This is a genomic window from Haloferax sp. ATCC BAA-644 (genome assembly GCF_000336975.1).
In the GTDB taxonomy this organism is placed as follows: Archaea; Halobacteriota; Halobacteria; order Halobacteriales; family Haloferacaceae; genus Haloferax; species Haloferax volcanii.
This window is the reverse complement of record NZ_AOLF01000002.1, coordinates 40677-55970: the sequence shown is the minus strand read 5'-3', so window position 1 is coordinate 55970 and position 15294 is coordinate 40677. Positions and strand designations below refer to the sequence as shown.

General features: G+C 63.0%; 14 protein-coding genes and 2 pseudogenes. 7 read left to right on the top strand and 9 right to left on the bottom strand.

Annotation, left to right across the window (positions count from 1 at the left end; genetic code table 11):
* Positions 1 to 8 precede the first annotated feature (8 nt).
* The 7 genes from C458_RS01770 to C458_RS01740 are packed head-to-tail and all read right to left on the bottom strand — an operon-like array spanning position 9 to position 7779.
* Positions 9 to 824 carry an ethylbenzene dehydrogenase-related protein gene (locus tag C458_RS01770; protein WP_008572700.1) on the bottom strand — a complete coding sequence of 272 codons (816 nt, stop codon included), beginning with the start codon at positions 822 to 824 and terminating at the stop codon, positions 9 to 11.
* 58 nt (positions 825 to 882) lie between these two features.
* Entirely contained in the window at positions 883 to 1953 is a 1071-nt protein-coding gene (locus C458_RS01765) for a 4Fe-4S dicluster domain-containing protein (RefSeq protein WP_008572698.1), read from the bottom strand.
* Positions 1950 to 4901, bottom strand: a complete 2952-nt coding sequence (locus tag C458_RS01760) for a molybdopterin-dependent oxidoreductase (RefSeq protein WP_008572697.1) — start codon at positions 4899 to 4901, stop codon at positions 1950 to 1952. The genes C458_RS01765 and C458_RS01760 overlap by 4 nt, the downstream gene beginning before the upstream one ends.
* The gene (locus C458_RS01755) at positions 4898 to 5110 is read right to left on the bottom strand and encodes a hypothetical protein (RefSeq protein ID WP_008572696.1); all 213 of its coding nucleotides are present in this window, start codon (positions 5108 to 5110) and stop codon (positions 4898 to 4900) included. Before C458_RS01755 ends, C458_RS01760 begins: the two co-directional genes overlap by 4 nt.
* A complete protein-coding gene (locus C458_RS01750; protein WP_008572695.1) occupies positions 5103 to 6551 on the bottom strand; it encodes a cytochrome bc complex cytochrome b subunit in 1449 nt (482 codons plus the stop codon). Before C458_RS01750 ends, C458_RS01755 begins: the two co-directional genes overlap by 8 nt.
* Positions 6551 to 7204: a ubiquinol-cytochrome c reductase iron-sulfur subunit gene (locus tag C458_RS01745; protein WP_008572694.1), complete on the bottom strand. Its 654-nt coding sequence runs from the start codon at positions 7202 to 7204 to the stop codon at positions 6551 to 6553. Before C458_RS01745 ends, C458_RS01750 begins: the two co-directional genes overlap by 1 nt.
* Positions 7204 to 7779: a hypothetical protein gene (locus tag C458_RS01740; protein ID WP_008572693.1), complete on the bottom strand. Its 576-nt coding sequence runs from the start codon at positions 7777 to 7779 to the stop codon at positions 7204 to 7206. Before C458_RS01740 ends, C458_RS01745 begins: the two co-directional genes overlap by 1 nt.
* Positions 7780 to 8043: 264 nt before the next feature.
* Between C458_RS01740 and narO the strand changes: the two genes are divergently transcribed.
* From narO to C458_RS01730, 5 genes and pseudogenes are all read left to right on the top strand, one after another.
* Entirely contained in the window at positions 8044 to 8679 is a 636-nt protein-coding gene (gene narO / locus C458_RS01735; RefSeq protein ID WP_008572692.1) for a transcriptional regulator NarO, read from the top strand.
* Between the two features lie 76 nt (positions 8680 to 8755).
* Positions 8756 to 8914: a hypothetical protein gene (locus C458_RS18310; protein ID WP_008572691.1), complete on the top strand. Its 159-nt coding sequence runs from the start codon at positions 8756 to 8758 to the stop codon at positions 8912 to 8914.
* A 354-nt stretch (positions 8915 to 9268) separates the two neighbouring features.
* Positions 9269 to 9343, top strand: a pseudogene (locus C458_RS18015) (IS6 family transposase); the annotation flags it as partial.
* Positions 9344 to 9410: 67 nt separating this feature from the next.
* Positions 9411 to 10148, top strand: a complete 738-nt coding sequence (locus C458_RS17690; RefSeq protein ID WP_152418116.1) for an IS6 family transposase — start codon at positions 9411 to 9413, stop codon at positions 10146 to 10148.
* A 263-nt stretch (positions 10149 to 10411) separates the two neighbouring features.
* A complete protein-coding gene (locus tag C458_RS01730; protein ID WP_008572687.1) occupies positions 10412 to 11602 on the top strand; it encodes an orc1/cdc6 family replication initiation protein in 1191 nt (396 codons plus the stop codon).
* On the opposite strand, the gene C458_RS18865 is transcribed toward C458_RS01730, so the two are convergent.
* Positions 11568 to 11840: a hypothetical protein gene (locus tag C458_RS18865; RefSeq protein WP_152418114.1), complete on the bottom strand. Its 273-nt coding sequence runs from the start codon at positions 11838 to 11840 to the stop codon at positions 11568 to 11570. The two genes, C458_RS01730 and C458_RS18865, sit on opposite strands and share 35 nt — an antisense overlap.
* 18 nt (positions 11841 to 11858) lie before the next feature.
* Positions 11859 to 12306 (bottom strand): annotated as a pseudogene (locus C458_RS18645) (hypothetical protein).
* A 592-nt stretch (positions 12307 to 12898) separates the two neighbouring features.
* On the opposite strand from C458_RS18645, the gene C458_RS01720 reads away from it, so the two are divergent.
* Both C458_RS01720 and C458_RS01715 read left to right on the top strand, forming a co-directional pair.
* On the top strand, positions 12899 to 14167 hold the full coding sequence (locus C458_RS01720) for a Dyp-type peroxidase domain-containing protein (protein ID WP_008572685.1): 1269 nt from the start codon (positions 12899 to 12901) through the stop codon (positions 14165 to 14167).
* Positions 14160 to 15272: a hypothetical protein gene (locus tag C458_RS01715; RefSeq protein WP_008572684.1), complete on the top strand. Its 1113-nt coding sequence runs from the start codon at positions 14160 to 14162 to the stop codon at positions 15270 to 15272. The genes C458_RS01720 and C458_RS01715 overlap by 8 nt, the downstream gene beginning before the upstream one ends.
* The last annotated feature ends 22 nt before the right edge of the window (positions 15273 to 15294 follow it).

Here is a 15294-nt window from a genome sequence, read left to right as displayed (position 1 = left end):
TCGTGTCCTCAGTTCTTCCGCACCGCTTCGATAGTCACGAGCGCGACGCCGACGATGGCGAGGCCGGCGACGGTCCACAGTATCGACTCGTACGGCGGCCCCTGCGGTCCGGGGCCGAACGGGAAGTGGTACCACTCGCTAACCGACTTCCGGCCGGAGCGCTCCATCTCGGAGCCGTTCCACACCGCGAACGCCACGTCCACGTCGTTGTCGACGGCGAACGAGGTCCGGTTGGCGGCGTCGGAATCGAGCGGGCGCGACATGACGACCGTCCACCGGCCGTCGTCGTGGCTCGCCGTCGTCTCCACGGCCGTCCGTTCGAACTCGGTCGTGGACCCCGGGCCGCCGGCGAGCAGTTCCTCGCTCTCGCCGTCGGCGCTCCAGTACCAGACGTTCACGAGGTTCCGCGTGCTCCCCATCGAAATCGGGGGGCGGGCCGAGGTGTTGACCGGCACCTGCACCGCGGCCGCGTCGAGGAACGACCTCGGACTGGTGGCGTTGCGGTCGGCGGTTCCGTCGGCCCACGAGAGTCGGAGATACAACCGCTCGTCGGTCCGGGCCGACTGGACGCGAACCGATTCGACGGAGGTGTCGCTCGCGTTCGGAACGCCGCTGGGCGCGCTCGTCAGCGGGACGGTCACCGACGGAACGGTGTCCCACGCCTCGCTCGTGGGCTGTTGGGGTCGGTCGTCGGCAGCGACCGATCCGACGGGAATCTCGTTCGCGGGGCGTGCGGACACCGCCGCGGGGCCGGCCACCGCGGCGAGTAGGAGCAGCACCACGACGGCGACTGCGGCGGCTGCGGCCGTTCGACGCTCACGCATCAGTCGAACACCTCCGGAACGAGTCCCGGCGAGCCCGACTTCGCTCGCGTTGCTCGCATCAGTCGAACACCTCCAACCGGTACTTCCGGGCCGGGTTGGTGTCGGTCAGCATATCCAGCAGTTCGCTTTCCCCGCCGCGGTCGACCTTGTCGCGTTCCTTCTCGATGGTGTCGAGCGCGTCGTGGACGCGGTCACCGAACAGCTCTTCGAGGTAGTTACGGGGGATGCGGTCCACGTCCACCGTCTCGCCGTCCTCGGAGTGCTGCGGCGGCGCGAACGGCGGGATGTAGTAGACGTTCGGTTGCGTCTGGTACTCCGGATGCAGCGGGAGTGCGACCTCGTACTCCTCGACGAGCTTGTGAATCGGCCCCTGTTCGTCGTCGAGGAACCCGACGAGTCGCAACTGCGGCGGACAGTCTTCCGCGCAGGCGGGGGCGAACGTCTCGCCGTCGGGGCCCTCGCCCTCGATGCGGGGGTAACAGAAGATGCACTTCTCGGAGGTCTTCTGCGTCGCGTTGTAGTACACCTTCTTGTACGGACAGCCCTCGACGCAGTAGCGGTAGCCGCGGCAGCGCTCCTGGTCGATGAGGACGATACCGTCCTCCTCGCGCTTGTAGATGGCCTTCCGCGGGCACGCCTCCACGCAGGAGGGGTGCGTGCAGTGGTTGCAGATGCGCGGGAGGTAGAAGTAGTACGAGTTCGGATGCTCGCCCGCGCCTTGGTCTTCGTCCCAGTTCGGCCCCCACTCGGGGTCGCTGTCGGGACGCAGCGGCCGGTCGCCGCCGTTGTACATGACCTCCTCGTGGTTGAACGACCACGCGTCGCCGTAGTCCGATTGGTCGGGGATGTCGCCGGGCTGTCGCTCTGTGTGTTCGGCGTCTTTCCAGCCGCCGCCGGAGTCCTCCCAGTCGCGCGGGTAGCCCTTCCCGGGCTTCGTCTCGACGTTGTTCCAGTACATGTAGTCGCGGCCGCCGCCCTCCGTCCAGAGCGACTTGCACGCGACCGTACAGGTCTGACAGCCGATGCACTTGTTCAGGTCCATCACCATGGCGACCTGATGGTCGACGCCGTCGGCGAGGTCGACCCCGTCGCCGTCGGCCTGTGCCGCCGGCCCGTCGTCGGCGCTCATTCGGCGTCACCCCCGCCTTTCCGCACGTCGACGCGGACGTCGCTGTTGACCCCCGTCGGCCCCCAGTAGTTGGGGAAGAAGTAGAGGTGTTCGCCGGAGTCCTCCGGGTACTGGACCAACTGCGTCGGTTTCATGTACATCGGGACCAGCGAGTTGAAGTTGGTGTCGCCGTCGAACTGGAACCGCTCCCAGGCGAAGTACATCCGCGCCGTGCCGCGCTGGCTGCTCGGGTAGAGCTTCGCCTGCAGTTCGACCGACGCGAGGTCGTTGAACACCTCGACGGTGTCGCCGTCTTCGATGCCGCGCTCGGCGGCGTCCTCGGGATGGAGATAGACGACTGGCTCCCCGCGCTGGAGGCGGAGCAGTTTCTCGTTGTCACGCCAGGTGGAGTGGATCGACCACCGTCCGTGCGGCGTGTTGTACTCCATCGGGTAGTCGCCGCCGGTCTGCGTCGGCCCCTCCTTGTGCGTCGGCAACTGCTCACCGAGTTCGAGGAACCAGTCGTGGTCGATGTAGTACTGCTGTCTGCCGGTGACGGTCGGCCACGGATTCTTGTCTTGGACGAAGTCCTTCCACGGCGCGTACGCCTCGCCCTCCTCGATGTCGGAGGTCCAGTGGTCGCCGGCGGCCAAGAGCCGCTGGGGCTGTTCGACCGTGTCGGCGAACGTTATCTGGTCGTCGCTCTCGGACGGGTTCGACTCCTCGGAGTGTTCGAGGATGTACTCGCAGGCCGCGCGGTCCCCGGCGAGGGCGTCGGCCTCGCCGGTCTCCCAGTCGCGGACGTAGTCGTCGTAGACGGACTGGAGGTCGATGTCGCGGTCGAACTTCCGGTCCGAAATCGCCCCGACGCCGCGCTCCGTGGCGACTTCCTGAATCTTCGCGGCGAGTTCGCGGAATATCTGCCAGTCGGTCTTCGACTCCCCGAGCGGTTCGACCGCGGGCGTGAACGGATGCACGTAGCTGTGCATGTCCGTCATCGAGAGGTCGTGTTTCTCGTAGTGGCTCGCGGTCGGCAACACGATGTCCGAGTACAGCGCCGTCGAGTCCATCCGGAAGTTGATGTCGACGACGAGGTCGAGTTTCGGCCACAGCTCCTCCTCGACGGCGACGTTCCCCTTCGCCTGGTTGAAGTAGTTGCCGCGCCAGACGAACATGGTCGTCGGGTCGGGACGAGAGCCGTCGGCGCGCTCCTCGGGGTAGACCGGCATCCACCCCTCGTCGATGGACTCCCGTATCTTCGCGGCCGTGTCGGCGTCGGTGTTGTCGAGGATGCCCGCGTGGTAGTAGGTCCACAGCGTCGTCGGCACCCCGCGGACGTTGCCCGTCGGGAACGACAGCGACTTCCAGCCGTGGAACGTCCATATCTTCTCCTGGCCGACGTAGTGGTCGAGCCCGGTCCCCTGCTCGCCGAGGTTTCCCGTCAGCGTGACGAGCAACTGGAGCGCGCGGTTCCCGAGGTCGTTGTGGTACCAGTCGTTGACGCCCTTGCCCTGGATTATCTTCGCCTTGTCGGCCTCGGCGAACTCGCGGGCGACGCGCTGGTACGTCTCTTCTCCGACGCCGGTCTCGTCGTGGACCGTCTCCGGACCCCAGTTGTCGAGTTCGTCCCGCAGTTCGGCCCATACAGTCCGGACGCGGACGCGCCCGTCTTCGGTTCGAACCGCGGTTTCGCCGTCCAGTTGCGGGTCGAAGTCGAGTTCGATGCTCTTGGAGTAGTCCTTCTGCCCGTCGCGTTCACCGAGCGACCCCGGTGCCTCGCGGAGGCGTCCGTCGGAGTCGAGCATGAGCAACATCCACTCCGGTCGGTCGGCGTCGGTCGAGACCGAGGGAACCTCGCTCGCGCGGAGGAACTTCCCGGTGTCCTGCCGGACCAAAAGCGGCATGTCGGTCTGCTCTTTGAGGTGGGCCTCGTCGTACAGTTCCTCGTCGACGATGGTCCGGGCCATGCCGAGCGCGAGCGCGGTATCGGTGCCCGAATCGGGACTGAGCCACTCGTCGGTGTGGATGGCCGTCTGCGAGTAGTCGGTGAAGACGCCGACGCGCTTCGTCCCGTTGTAGCCCGATTCGAGGAAGTACTTCGCGTCGGGGATGCGGGTGACGTTGATGTTCGACCCCCACGCGATGATGTAGTCGGCGTTGTACCAGTCGGCGCTCTCGGCGTTGTCGGTCTGGGTGCCCCACGTGATGGGCTGGCCCGGCGGCAGGTCGGAGTACCAGTCGTAAAACGAGTGGCTGACGCCGCCGAGGAGGTTGATGAGCCGCGACCCGCTGGCGAACGAGACGGGGCTCATCGCCGGGATGGGTGTGAACCCGCTGATGGCGTCGTAGCGACCGGCCTGCACCTCGTCGACGACGTGCTCGGCGATTTCGGTGAGCGCCTCGTCCCACGAGATGCGCCGCCACTTCCCCTCGCCGCGCTCCCCGACGCGCTTCAGCGGGTGTTTGATTCGCTCGTCCGCGTTGACGTAATCGGTGTAACACGCGCCCTTCTGACAGCCGCGGGGGTTCGGGTCGGGCAGGCTCTCGTCGAACCGCGGGTAGTCGCCGGCCTGCTCCTCGCGCCACACCTGCCCGTTTTTGACGTAGACGTTCCACGAGCAGCTGCCGGTGCAGTTGACGCTGTGGGTCGACCGAGAGACCGAGTCCCAGTCCCATTGCTCGCGGTAGAGGTCCTCCCAGTCCCGGTAGGGGTAGTTCCCGATGGGGTCGTCGACGGGGTTCAACCCGCCCATCTGGAACAGCGGGTCGTCGTCGGCCGCGGACCGGCCGATACCGAGAAGCGAGGCGATGCCGACGCCTTCGAGGAACCGGCGGCGGGAGACGCTCGTCCCCCCGGTCGCCGGCTCTCCCGGCGGGTCACCGACCGCCGGCGGGCCGTCCGTCTGTTCGGCTTGCGATTCGTCCGTTCCCGACTCGTCGTCGGGGGTCGAGGTATTCGTTCGGTTCATGAATCTATCTGTAAAAAGACGGTCGTTAGTGCCAGCCCGGCGCCCAGAACGCCGAGCGAAATCCCCACGAGCGTGTCGCCGCCCGCGTCGAGGCCGACGGCGACGAGCGCCACGCCGAGGAGCTTACTCGCGCGGTCGAGGTGCCGGTACGTCCGAGGCGAGAGTTCGATGCGCCGACGCGGAGCCCCGCCGGCGTTCGCGTCAGTCATCGCCGGCCTCCCCCGGAACGCGTCCGGTTCGCCCCTCGTCCGCGTCGTCACCCAGCACCCGGTAGACGAGAGCCGCGGAGCCGACGGGGACGACGAACAACGCGACGGTCAAAATCGGATTGACGACGCCGGTTCCGACGCCGAGCGCCCGGCCGAGGAGGTTGTTCATGCCCGCGATGGAGGCGATCATGATGAACTGAATCGCGGCGACGCCGACGGCGGTCTGCCACGGCCGGTCGAGGGGGTCGGCCGTGAAGTGGACCGACTCGTCGTGGTAGTCGACGAACGGCCACACCGCCACCGCGCCGAACACGAGCGTCGGCAGCAGGACGCCGCCGACGAACTCCGTCGAGACGTGGACGCCGGTGAACGGAACGGTGAACCCCATCCACGACGGGAGCAGTTTCAGCAGGCCGTAGACCCACATCAGGAACCAATCGGGCATGATGAGTTCCGGCGTCCCCGCGGGGTTGTTCGGCCCGTACTCGGCGATGTTGTGGACCGGGAGGAACCCGGCCAGCATCGCCAGCGTGGCCAGCGTGAGGAAGAACACGACCGCGCTCACGGCCGCCTGATTGGGGAACGCCGGGAGGCCGACGACGACGCTGTCGTCGTCTCTCGGGACGGTCTGTTCGGTGCCGCCGTCGTTCGACGGGGACCCCTCGACCGGGGGTTGCTCTCGGGTTTCGAGTCCTCGCACGTCGTCATCGCGGGGGGCCTCCGTGTGCTTCTGGCGGACGAGAATCGCCATATGCACTGCCAACAGCCCCCCGATCGCCACGGGAATGACGAGGACGTGGAGGAAGTAGAGCCGCGGTATCGTCGCGCTCGACGGGAACTCCCCGCCGAAGAACGCCTTCCCGACCACGCCTCCGACGAGCGGAATCGACGTGGCGAGGTTGTAGCCGATGCCGGTGGCCGTCGCGGCGAACTCGTCGAAGGGAAGCGCGTACCCCGTGTAGGCCGCGCCCATAGAGAGACCCGCCAAGCCGGTCCCGACGACCCAGTTCGGCTCGCGCGGGTTGCGGTACGCCCCGGTGAAAAACACCCTGAGCATGTGCAGCCCGATGGACGCGACGAACAGGTGAGCCGCCCAGTGGTGCATCCGCCGGATGAACATCCCGAAGGGGATGTCGTAGGTAATGTGTAGGACGCTCGCGAACGCCTCGGGCACCTCTTGGCCTTGGAACTTCGCGACGCTCCCCTCGTATTCGACGCCGCTCGTCGACGGTTCGAAGAACATCCCGAGGAATATCCCGGTGAGGACGAGAAGCAGGAAGCAGAACAGCGCCACCTCGCCGAGGAGAAAGGAGTCCTCGGCGGGGAACGCCTTCCCGAGGAACGCGCGGCCGCTGTCGAGGGCGAACCGCTCGTCTAACCAGTCGTACGCCTCGTTCCCGGCGTCGCCGGCACGGTCAGCGAGGCGGTCGAGCTGAGACATCACTCGCCTCCCGGGCCGACCGGCCCGTTGAAGTCGCCCGTCGCGATGAGGTTCCCCTCGCTCGACAACGTGATTGGCAGTTGCGGGAGCGCCCTCGACGGCGGCCCGCCGACCACCTTCGCGCCGGCGGTCGGGTCGAACTTACCGAAGTGACACGGACAGACGAGCGTCGCTCCGTCCTCGTTCGAGACCATGCAGCCGGCGTGGGTACAGACCTTCGAGTAGGCGGCGTAGCCCGACACCGTGTACTCCAGGTTCGTTGCGCCACCGTAGGCGTCCTCCGCGTGCCTCACGAGCAGCGTCGGTGCCTTTTCGATGCCCGGACGGGGCTCCGGGAACACGGTCATCTTCTCACCTTCGCGCAGGGCGTTCTCGCCGATGCGCTCGCCGTCGCCGTCGACGAGGTAGATACCGTCCGAGTACACGGGGCCGGTGTACGAACGCTCGAAGACGCGAGTCAGCCCCGCCAACGGCGCCGCGAGGCTCGCGACGGCGGTCAATCCCCCGACGCTGGCGAGCAGTTTCGCGTAGTCGCGGCGGGCGAGCGAGGCGCGGTCGTCGGAGAAGATACTCGGCTGGTGGTTGCTGTCGTCCCCGCAGTCGGCGCAGTACTCGTCGCAGTCGTCCGATGCGTGCTGATTGTCGAGTCTCATTAGTGTCCCCTCCGCTCTGCGACCTCGACGTGGGGGAGGAACCACGCGTAGTACGATACGGTGAGCAACGCGAGCGCGGTGAACATCCCCGCGGCGTAGACGCCGAAGTACTGGGTCCGCGCGAGCGTCAGGTACTCGCCGGTGAACAGCGCCGCGAAGACGATGGCGAGGATGGTCAGCCCGCCCATCGCCACGATTCCCTCGATAGCGTCGGAGGCGTCGTCGTACTCGACGACCCAGCGGTCCGCCGTCCAGAACCACGGAAGCCCGACTCGACCACCGTCCGCGACGGTCGATTCGTCTCCCGGGCCGCCCCTGACCGCCGTGTCCATGAATCGGTGGACCGCGGCGAGGACGTCGACGAGCGCGAAGAGCGCGACCCACACGATGACGCCCACCTGACTCGGCGCGAGCTTCTCCGGCGTGTCGACGATCTCTTGTAGCGGCCGCATCTCGGTGACGCTCTGGTCGATTTCTATCTGTTCGCTCGGCGGCTCGCCGTGCAGCGCCACGTACCACGTCGGCAGGAGCACCGCGACGACGAGCAGCAACACGACGACCGTCCCGCGTCTCACGGTGACTCACCCCGCGTACCGACGCGCCGCCTCACGCTCCAACCGGGCGTCGCTCCGGTCACCCGTTTGGCCCCGAGCAAGCTCGTATATATCATGCTTCGATTCGTCCGAAAATCTGCACCGAGGCCGGTAACACCCGAACCATAGGGTGCGGGGACTTTATACCGCCCTCGTCGAGGAACCGGAGGGAATCCGAAGCGAAACCGCGTGACTGCGAACGGATTCGCCGAAGAATATTTCAGAACCACCACCGTACGTCGGCCTATGTGTGAGGGCGTGCACGGTGAAATCTATGTGGCCGACCCGTCCATCTGTCGGGTGTCGGAGGCGTCGAAGGAGACCGCAGTCGAATCCGTCTCGCGGTCGGTCGGCGCGACCGGCGATACCGCCGCAGTCGAGTTCACCGCCCCCTCGTCGGCCGCGATTGACGACGCGGACGAGATATTTCACCACGAACAAAAGACGATTTATCGCGTCACCCACTCTCCCACCGAGGAGTCGCGGTGTGCCTGCGAACTCGTCGAATGTCACGGCTGTCCAGTCCGCCACCTCGAAGCGGACTGCGGCGCGGTCGTGCTGTCGTTCGTCGCCGCGGACCTCGAATCGTTCCGCGATATCGTCGTCAACCTCAAATCGGCGTTCGACGGCGTCTCACTCCGGCGACTCACACAGTCAGAGCCGGACTCCGCCACCGGCTCGCTCGTGTTCGTCGACCGCGACGAACTGACGGCGAGACAGCGGGAAGTCCTCGGGACGGCCCACGAGATGGGGTACTTCGAGCACCCCCGTGAGGCGAACGCGACGGAGGTCGCCGCGGCGCTCGATATCAACCGCTCGACGTTCACCGAACACCTCTCGGCCGCCCAGTCGAAGCTTCTCGATACGATTCTCGACGTGTAGTTGATGACTCGCGTATGTATTCCCGCCCTATGATGGGGTGTGATAGATACTGACAGGAGTCCGTGCTTCGGTCGTGATGGCCGTGCCAGGTCAGTTCGTCTTCGACTGCCCGGAGTGCAGCGTCGAAGTGTGTGTCGACGCGGGCATCCGCGAGCGGATTCTGGACGACGGGTGCGTGTTGTGCGCCTCGCCGGTCGAGACGGACGCGTTCGACCCGCACCCGCGCAAGTCGTGACCCGGTCTGCCGTCCCTCGCTTCGCGAACGACGACGGGGATTTCTATGGGTGTTCGGTCGATATTCACCGCCTCGGTTCCTCGGTCTGCGAGCAGTCTTCCTCTGTGTGTACTGGATTTGTCGGTGTTCTTTAGCTCAGTCGGCAGCGAATACACCGAGGAATAGTGTCGGGTTCACTGGTCGGTCACACGAACTCCATCGATGTGGCGAGCTTCTGAATATTGCTGGAGTAGGTTGTTTGTCCGGACACCCTCGCTTAGGTGGAAAAGTGCCAGTACAGTGAGAGTGTGTTGAGTACGGCACTGTCTAGTTAAGCCAGTTTGAGGAACGAGCGGGTCGTTGAGTGTGTTTGGGATGAAGCTCGCAGACCTGCTCAGCGAGTGCTTTGCGACGGATTTAGAAGAAACTTGGGAGCGTGAGCGGACAGCGACGTTGACGAGACGCGAAGCGTCTCATTCGCATCTCGCAGGACCGCAGGTCCTGCGGACTCATCGAAATCCAACGATTTCGAAACACCAGAAACCGGAGGTTTCTGGGGACGCCCGTTAGGGCGTTCGCTGTCCAGCTCCACGCGACCGGATGTTCGCTCAGAGAAACAAAACAGATTCTCCAATATCTCGGCGTTGGACGGTCTCATCAAGCTGTTTGGCAGTGGGTACATCGACTGGCTGACAGCGGTCACAACCCGCCTGAGGCAACGCCGAAGCGGGTTGCGGTCGACGAGACCGCTGTCAAAATCAATGGCGAGTGGTCTTGGTTGTACGCTGCAATAGACATCGAGACAAAGCTGATTCTTGACGTCGAATTGTTTGGACGACATGGTACCGACCCGGCTGCTGCGTTTCTCCATCGACTTTCCGAGAAACACGATCTCTCAGACACTGTGTTTCTCGTTGATGGCTACGGCTATCAGACTGCCCTCTCTCGATTAGGATTGAGCGGTCGGCTGGACTATGTCGAGCGAAACCTCATCGAAAAATGGTTTCACACCCTCAAAGTGCGAGTCGACCGCTTCCATAATTCGTGGGTGGGCAGTCACGGAAGCGTCCGCGAGTGGTTCATACAATTTGTGCAATACTACAATTTTCAGAGACCGCATNGCTTCCATAATTCGTGGGTGGGCAGTCACGGAAGCGTCCGCGAGTGGTTCATACAATTTGTGCAATACTACAATTTTCAGAGACCGCATCAAGCGCTTGATGGGCGAACACCGGTTGAGGAGGTCACTAACTAGACAGTGCCCAGGATATCGTCCTTTTAATTATTTCATCTGTCAGAACTAATATAATCGTGGGAGTGGGAGAGTGAGAGTACGTTTCGTCTGTCTACCACACTACGCTGGAAGATACAAGACGACGATAGAGAGAGTACATTTCGTTTGTCTTCCTCTAGTGAGTGAAGAGTAGTACGCCGATTTTAGCCAAATTCGACATTCCATGAAAGACAGACGAGACAAACGAAGTGAGGTTTTATTATAAAACACCCACACAATATGTTATGTCGGGGCCATTTAGTGACCTCGAGGACACTATTTTCGCCGATAAGAGTGTCCTCACCGAAGATTATCAACCAGAAGAGATTCTCGAACGAGACGAAGAGATCGAAGAGTACCGATACGCCTTGCAGGATGTCCTGTTCGGGAGAGCTCCGGAAAACATCATGCTCTACGGGAAAGCCGGACTCGGAAAGACGGCTGTTACGACGTACATGATGAACGCTCTCAAAGAGGAAGCAGAGGAGCGAAGACAAGTAGACGACCTCTACATTCACGAGTTAAACTGCAACGGCAAGACGTTGTTCGTAGTCGTTAGGCAGCTTGTGAATAGCTTGCTCCCAGAAAATGCGAGTGAGTTTCCAAAGCGTGGTCTCGGGACTAGCGACGCGTTCGAAGAACTCTACCGACAACTTGACCGGGTAGGTGGGACACATTTCTTGGTATTCGACGAGATTGACCACCTTGACGACGTCAACACGCTCCTCTATGAGCTTCCACGGGCCTCATCTAACGGCCATATCACGAACTCTCAGGTTGGAGTTATCGGGATTAGCAACAACTACACGTTTAGACAGTCACTTTCGTCGAAGGTCAAAGACACGCTGATGGAAAACGAGATCTCGTTCAGCCCATACAATGCGGACGAGCTCCAAACAATCCTCCGTGATCGCGCTAACCGAGCGTTCGTTGACGGCGCGTGTGATCGGTCTGCTATCGCAATGGCGTCTGCAATCTCTGCAAAGGATATGGGGAACGCACGGCAGGCGATTGACCTCCTCCGGGTCGGTGCGAAAGTCGCAGAAAAGAATGAAGACGGGAAAGTAGAAGACAACCACATCGAGAGTGCGAAAGAACTCGTTCAACGCGGGCGGTTGAGTAACCGGATCCGCGACCAGACTGACCATGCACAGTACATTCTTGAAGCAATCGCACATCTCGAGCAGCAGAAAAAGACTCCCGCACGCTCGAAGGAGATTAAGGCATACTACGAGAAAGTCACGACAGAGTGGGGTTCGGAACCACTCACGACGCTAAAGAGTATTCAGGACCACCTCTCTGATCTTCAGATGCTTGGCTTCTTGCAGCGGTCTGAACAAAACGATGGTGAGAGAGGTGGCCGCCGCTATGAGTACGAACTCGATCTCGACCCACAGATAATCATCGACGCCCGCAAAGAGGTTGAATCCGAGTAAGACATCGCATGCGGTGAGACAGACGAAATGTACTCTCACTCCCCATCGCACGCGCAACGGCGTCACTTGCAAACACCGACGCATCGTAGCCGACAGACCCACCGAACACAGTCCACTCGTCGGTCACCGAACCGCCAGACAACGGCGTGTACTCGACACGATAGCTGTCCGCTGCGTCGTCGACGACGATTCGAACAGCGAGACCACGATCAGGAAGCGTCTCTCTCAGGAGTTCCATCGGGCACAGCCTCCAAAGTCAGTAATGGACATCAGCGGGAACGATCCACAGGTGGTCGTTCGACCCGACGAGTTGCTCGAGTCGCTCTCGATGCCGAACCCCGTCGGCGAACTCATCGTAGAGGTACACCGCCGGTCCGCGGTACCCCCGAGATTGTGGCACGCATACCTGACGAGATCCTCATCGCGCATGATCGCCGCGGTGTCAAGGTCGGCAACGCCCCCTCGAAACGCTCGAGATTCTGTCTCTTATACACATCTCNAGGCAACGGTAACTGCAATCGGCAGGTCGTCCCACCGGGCGCTGCCGGCGACCGTTGTTGAATCGTCATCGAATGTTACGTAGTAGTCGAACACCGCCTCAGCGTGGGGGGCAGCGCCCACCAGTTAGTCGAACACGTCGGCTGCTCGCGAGAGGGCTTCGTCTGTTGTCGATGCAGTCACGAGTGGTAGATTACCTGGTGCATTCGTCGTCACCTCACCGGCTCAAGAGTCGAAACCGGCTCCGACCCCCTACGCCGGCGCCCATCGCCGGCGCACACAAACACAACACACTACGAGACACCGGGGTTCACACATACTGTTGTTCTTGGGAGGTTTGGGGGTCACTTCACACCGGAATTTCGTTAAAACAAGACCTGCTACACTAGACCGACCAACATCTGGCGTCTCGGTCAGATCCGTACTGCGGTGTTCGAGATATGGAACGGAGTTATACTAGTTCACAGTCCACACTACAGACAGACTGTCTTCTCGTGAATTGAGCCGGTGCGGTATCTGTTCGCCACACAATCAACACCGCTAAGGTAAGCTATGGTTGAGGCCAGCAAATCACTCTCGTTACCCCACAGTTTCAGCAGTTTTATACACTTTTAGGCCGACCAAAAATCTATGTCAGAGCGGGACACTTGCTACCGACCACACCGGAATGAACACGTCCGAAACGAGGACAGGGATGAAGAGAACAGCCGTCACGACTGTCCAGCGGATAGAGTACCGCCATTTGTTGACGATTCAGAGAGCGACGAACTCGACCGGCGGGCGTTCCTGAAAGCCGCCGTGGCCGCGGGCGGCGCGGCGGCGTTCAGCGCGTGTCTCAGTCGGGAAGGCGGCAACGTTCCGCGCGGTCCCGACGACCTGTCGTCGCATCCGGTGCGGCAACACGCGTGGAACCGTGTTCTCCCACGCGATGACTATGGGAACGTTGTCGCCCCGAGACACCATCTCCTCCTCTATTTTGGCCTCCAGTCGGACGGACGACCGACCGAAACTGACAGGGAAGCCGTCGAAACAGCGCTTCGCGGGGTCGAGCGTGCCTACGAGCGAAGCGGTGACGGACTCTTACTGACCGTCGGTTACTCGCCGGCGTACTTCGACCGGTTCGACGACCCGCTTCCCGCCACGGTCGACGTTCCGCGACCGGAGGCGCTATCCCCCTTCGAAGACCCTATATTCGACGAACCGGACGCCGTGCTCCATCTGGCTAGCAATCATGCGAACGTGGTTCTCGGAGCCGAGACGGCGCTGACCGACGGGCGTTCGACGCTCAACGGCGTCGACCAGCCGATGGCGACCCTGACCGACGCGTTTGAGGTAGTCGACCGGCGAACCGGGTTCGTCGGTACGGGACTGCCAGCGCAAAACGCCGACGTCGACGGCGTGCCGTCCGACAGCGTCCCCGAGGACGCGCCGCTGTTCATGGGATTCAAATCGGGGTTCGAAAAGAACCAAGCGAGCGAGGACCGCGTGACTATCCAGTCTGGTCCGTTCGCCGGCGGAACGACGCAACACATCTCACGGCTTAAACTCAATCTCGACCAGTGGTACACGCAGGACGACCGCTGGCAGCGCGAAGCGAAGATGTTCTGCCCGTACCACGCCCAAAACGACCGTATAGAGGGCGTCGGCGATAACCTCGGAACCGACAGCGGCGTCGGTGACTGCGGCGACGCGATGGAAACCGCCCGCAAAACGGGCGTCGTCGGACACACACAGAAAGTCGCCCGGGCGCGAGAGGACGACAGCCCCCTCCTCCTCAGACGTGACTTCGACTCGGCCGACGGTGGTCACGCGGGGCTTCACTTCCTCTCAGTACAGCGGGGAATCACCGACTTCGTGACGACGCGAGAGGCAATGAACGGGACGGACCTCGCCGAGAAGTCGTCCGTCGGCCAGCGCAATAACAACGGCATTCTGCAGTACGTTCGCACCGTACGGCGGGGGAACTTCCTCGTACCCCCGCGCCGTCTGCGGGCGCTGCCGCCGGCGGCTCCCGCGGACGGGTCGACGGGCGAGGACGACTCGGCGAGGGAGGTGCCTCGTGCGTAGACGCATCCTCCTCCGGACGGTCGGGGGACTCTCTGTCGGCGGTCTCGCGGGCTGTCTCGGCGGTGTCAGTTCCGGGGAGTCCGGCGCTGGGGGGACCGAGTCGAACGACGACTCCACCGCATCGTCCGTCGAGCCCCCGTTGGTCGAAGACCGACCGGACGCGGTCTATCTGCCGACGCACTTCGAAGGCATGAAGATGGTCGGCACGCAATCTGCCGGCGACTACACCTGCGCACTCGCGTACACGTACCCACACCGCTTCTGGTTAGTCAAGCCCGATGGGCTGACGACCGTCGCCGTCGAGCCCGAGGACACCGTGCACGTAATGCCCATCGTCTGGCACACAGAGACGGGTATCGTTCCGCCGGACCGCAACCCGCAACTGACGTTCACACGGGACGTCGAGACCGTCTCGGAGCTCTCGCCGTGGCCCATGCTCTCACAGCCGATGGGCTTTCACTTCGGTGACAACGTCGCGCTCAACAGTGAGGGCGTCTTCGACATCGACGTACGTGTCGGGTCGCCGTCGATTCGTCGAACCGGAGCGCTCGCCGACAGCGGGGGTGATGTCTCGTTTTCCTTCGAATTCGAGTTCACGGAATCGGCGCTCGACGAGATTATGGTGTCGGACATCCCCGCCGACGGGGAGGGAACAGCAGGTGCCGTCGAACCGATGGCCATGGAAATGCTCCCGAGCACGCAGGTCCCGACGGAACGCGACCTCCCGGGAACGGTCCGGGGAACGGCGACGAGCGGTGACGCCGTCTTCGTCGTGACGACGCTCGCGGACGCGACGCCGTTCGGCGGCACGACGGACGAGACGTACGTCGCCGTCTCTCCGCGGACGCCGCACAATCAGTATATACTACCTCAGATGGCGCTGTCGGGAACACTGCGACGCGACGGCGAGACGGTCTTCGACGGCTACCTCCAGTCGACGCTCGACCCGGACCTCTCCTATCACTACGGAGCCGTCATTCCCGAAATCAGCGCGGGCGACGAGTTCACCATCACGGTCGATTCGCCGCCGCAGGCGGCCCGCCACGAGGGGTACGAGACGGCGTTCCTCGACATGGACCCGATGACGATGACGCTCACCGAGTAAACGCGAACGCCGGGTGGCGGAC

Excerpts from the sequence above, each read along its gene's own strand:
- C458_RS01770 (WP_008572700.1), bottom strand. The coding sequence starts at position 824 with ATGCGTGAGCGTCGAACGGCCGCAGCCGCCGCAGTCGCCGTCGTGGTG.
- C458_RS01765 (WP_008572698.1), bottom strand. The coding sequence starts at position 1,953 with ATGAGCGCCGACGACGGGCCGGCGGCACAGGCCGACGGCGACGGGGTC.
- C458_RS01760 (WP_008572697.1), bottom strand. The coding sequence starts at position 4,901 with ATGAACCGAACGAATACCTCGACCCCCGACGACGAGTCGGGAACGGAC.
- C458_RS01755 (WP_008572696.1), bottom strand. The coding sequence starts at position 5,110 with ATGACTGACGCGAACGCCGGCGGGGCTCCGCGTCGGCGCATCGAACTC.
- C458_RS01750 (WP_008572695.1), bottom strand. The coding sequence starts at position 6,551 with ATGTCTCAGCTCGACCGCCTCGCTGACCGTGCCGGCGACGCCGGGAAC.
- C458_RS01745 (WP_008572694.1), bottom strand. The coding sequence starts at position 7,204 with ATGAGACTCGACAATCAGCACGCATCGGACGACTGCGACGAGTACTGC.
- narO (WP_008572692.1), top strand. The coding sequence starts at position 8,044 with ATGTGTGAGGGCGTGCACGGTGAAATCTATGTGGCCGACCCGTCCATC.
- C458_RS18310 (WP_008572691.1), top strand. The coding sequence starts at position 8,756 with ATGGCCGTGCCAGGTCAGTTCGTCTTCGACTGCCCGGAGTGCAGCGTC.
- C458_RS01730 (WP_008572687.1), top strand. The coding sequence starts at position 10,412 with ATGTCGGGGCCATTTAGTGACCTCGAGGACACTATTTTCGCCGATAAG.
- C458_RS18865 (WP_152418114.1), bottom strand. The coding sequence starts at position 11,840 with ATGGAACTCCTGAGAGAGACGCTTCCTGATCGTGGTCTCGCTGTTCGA.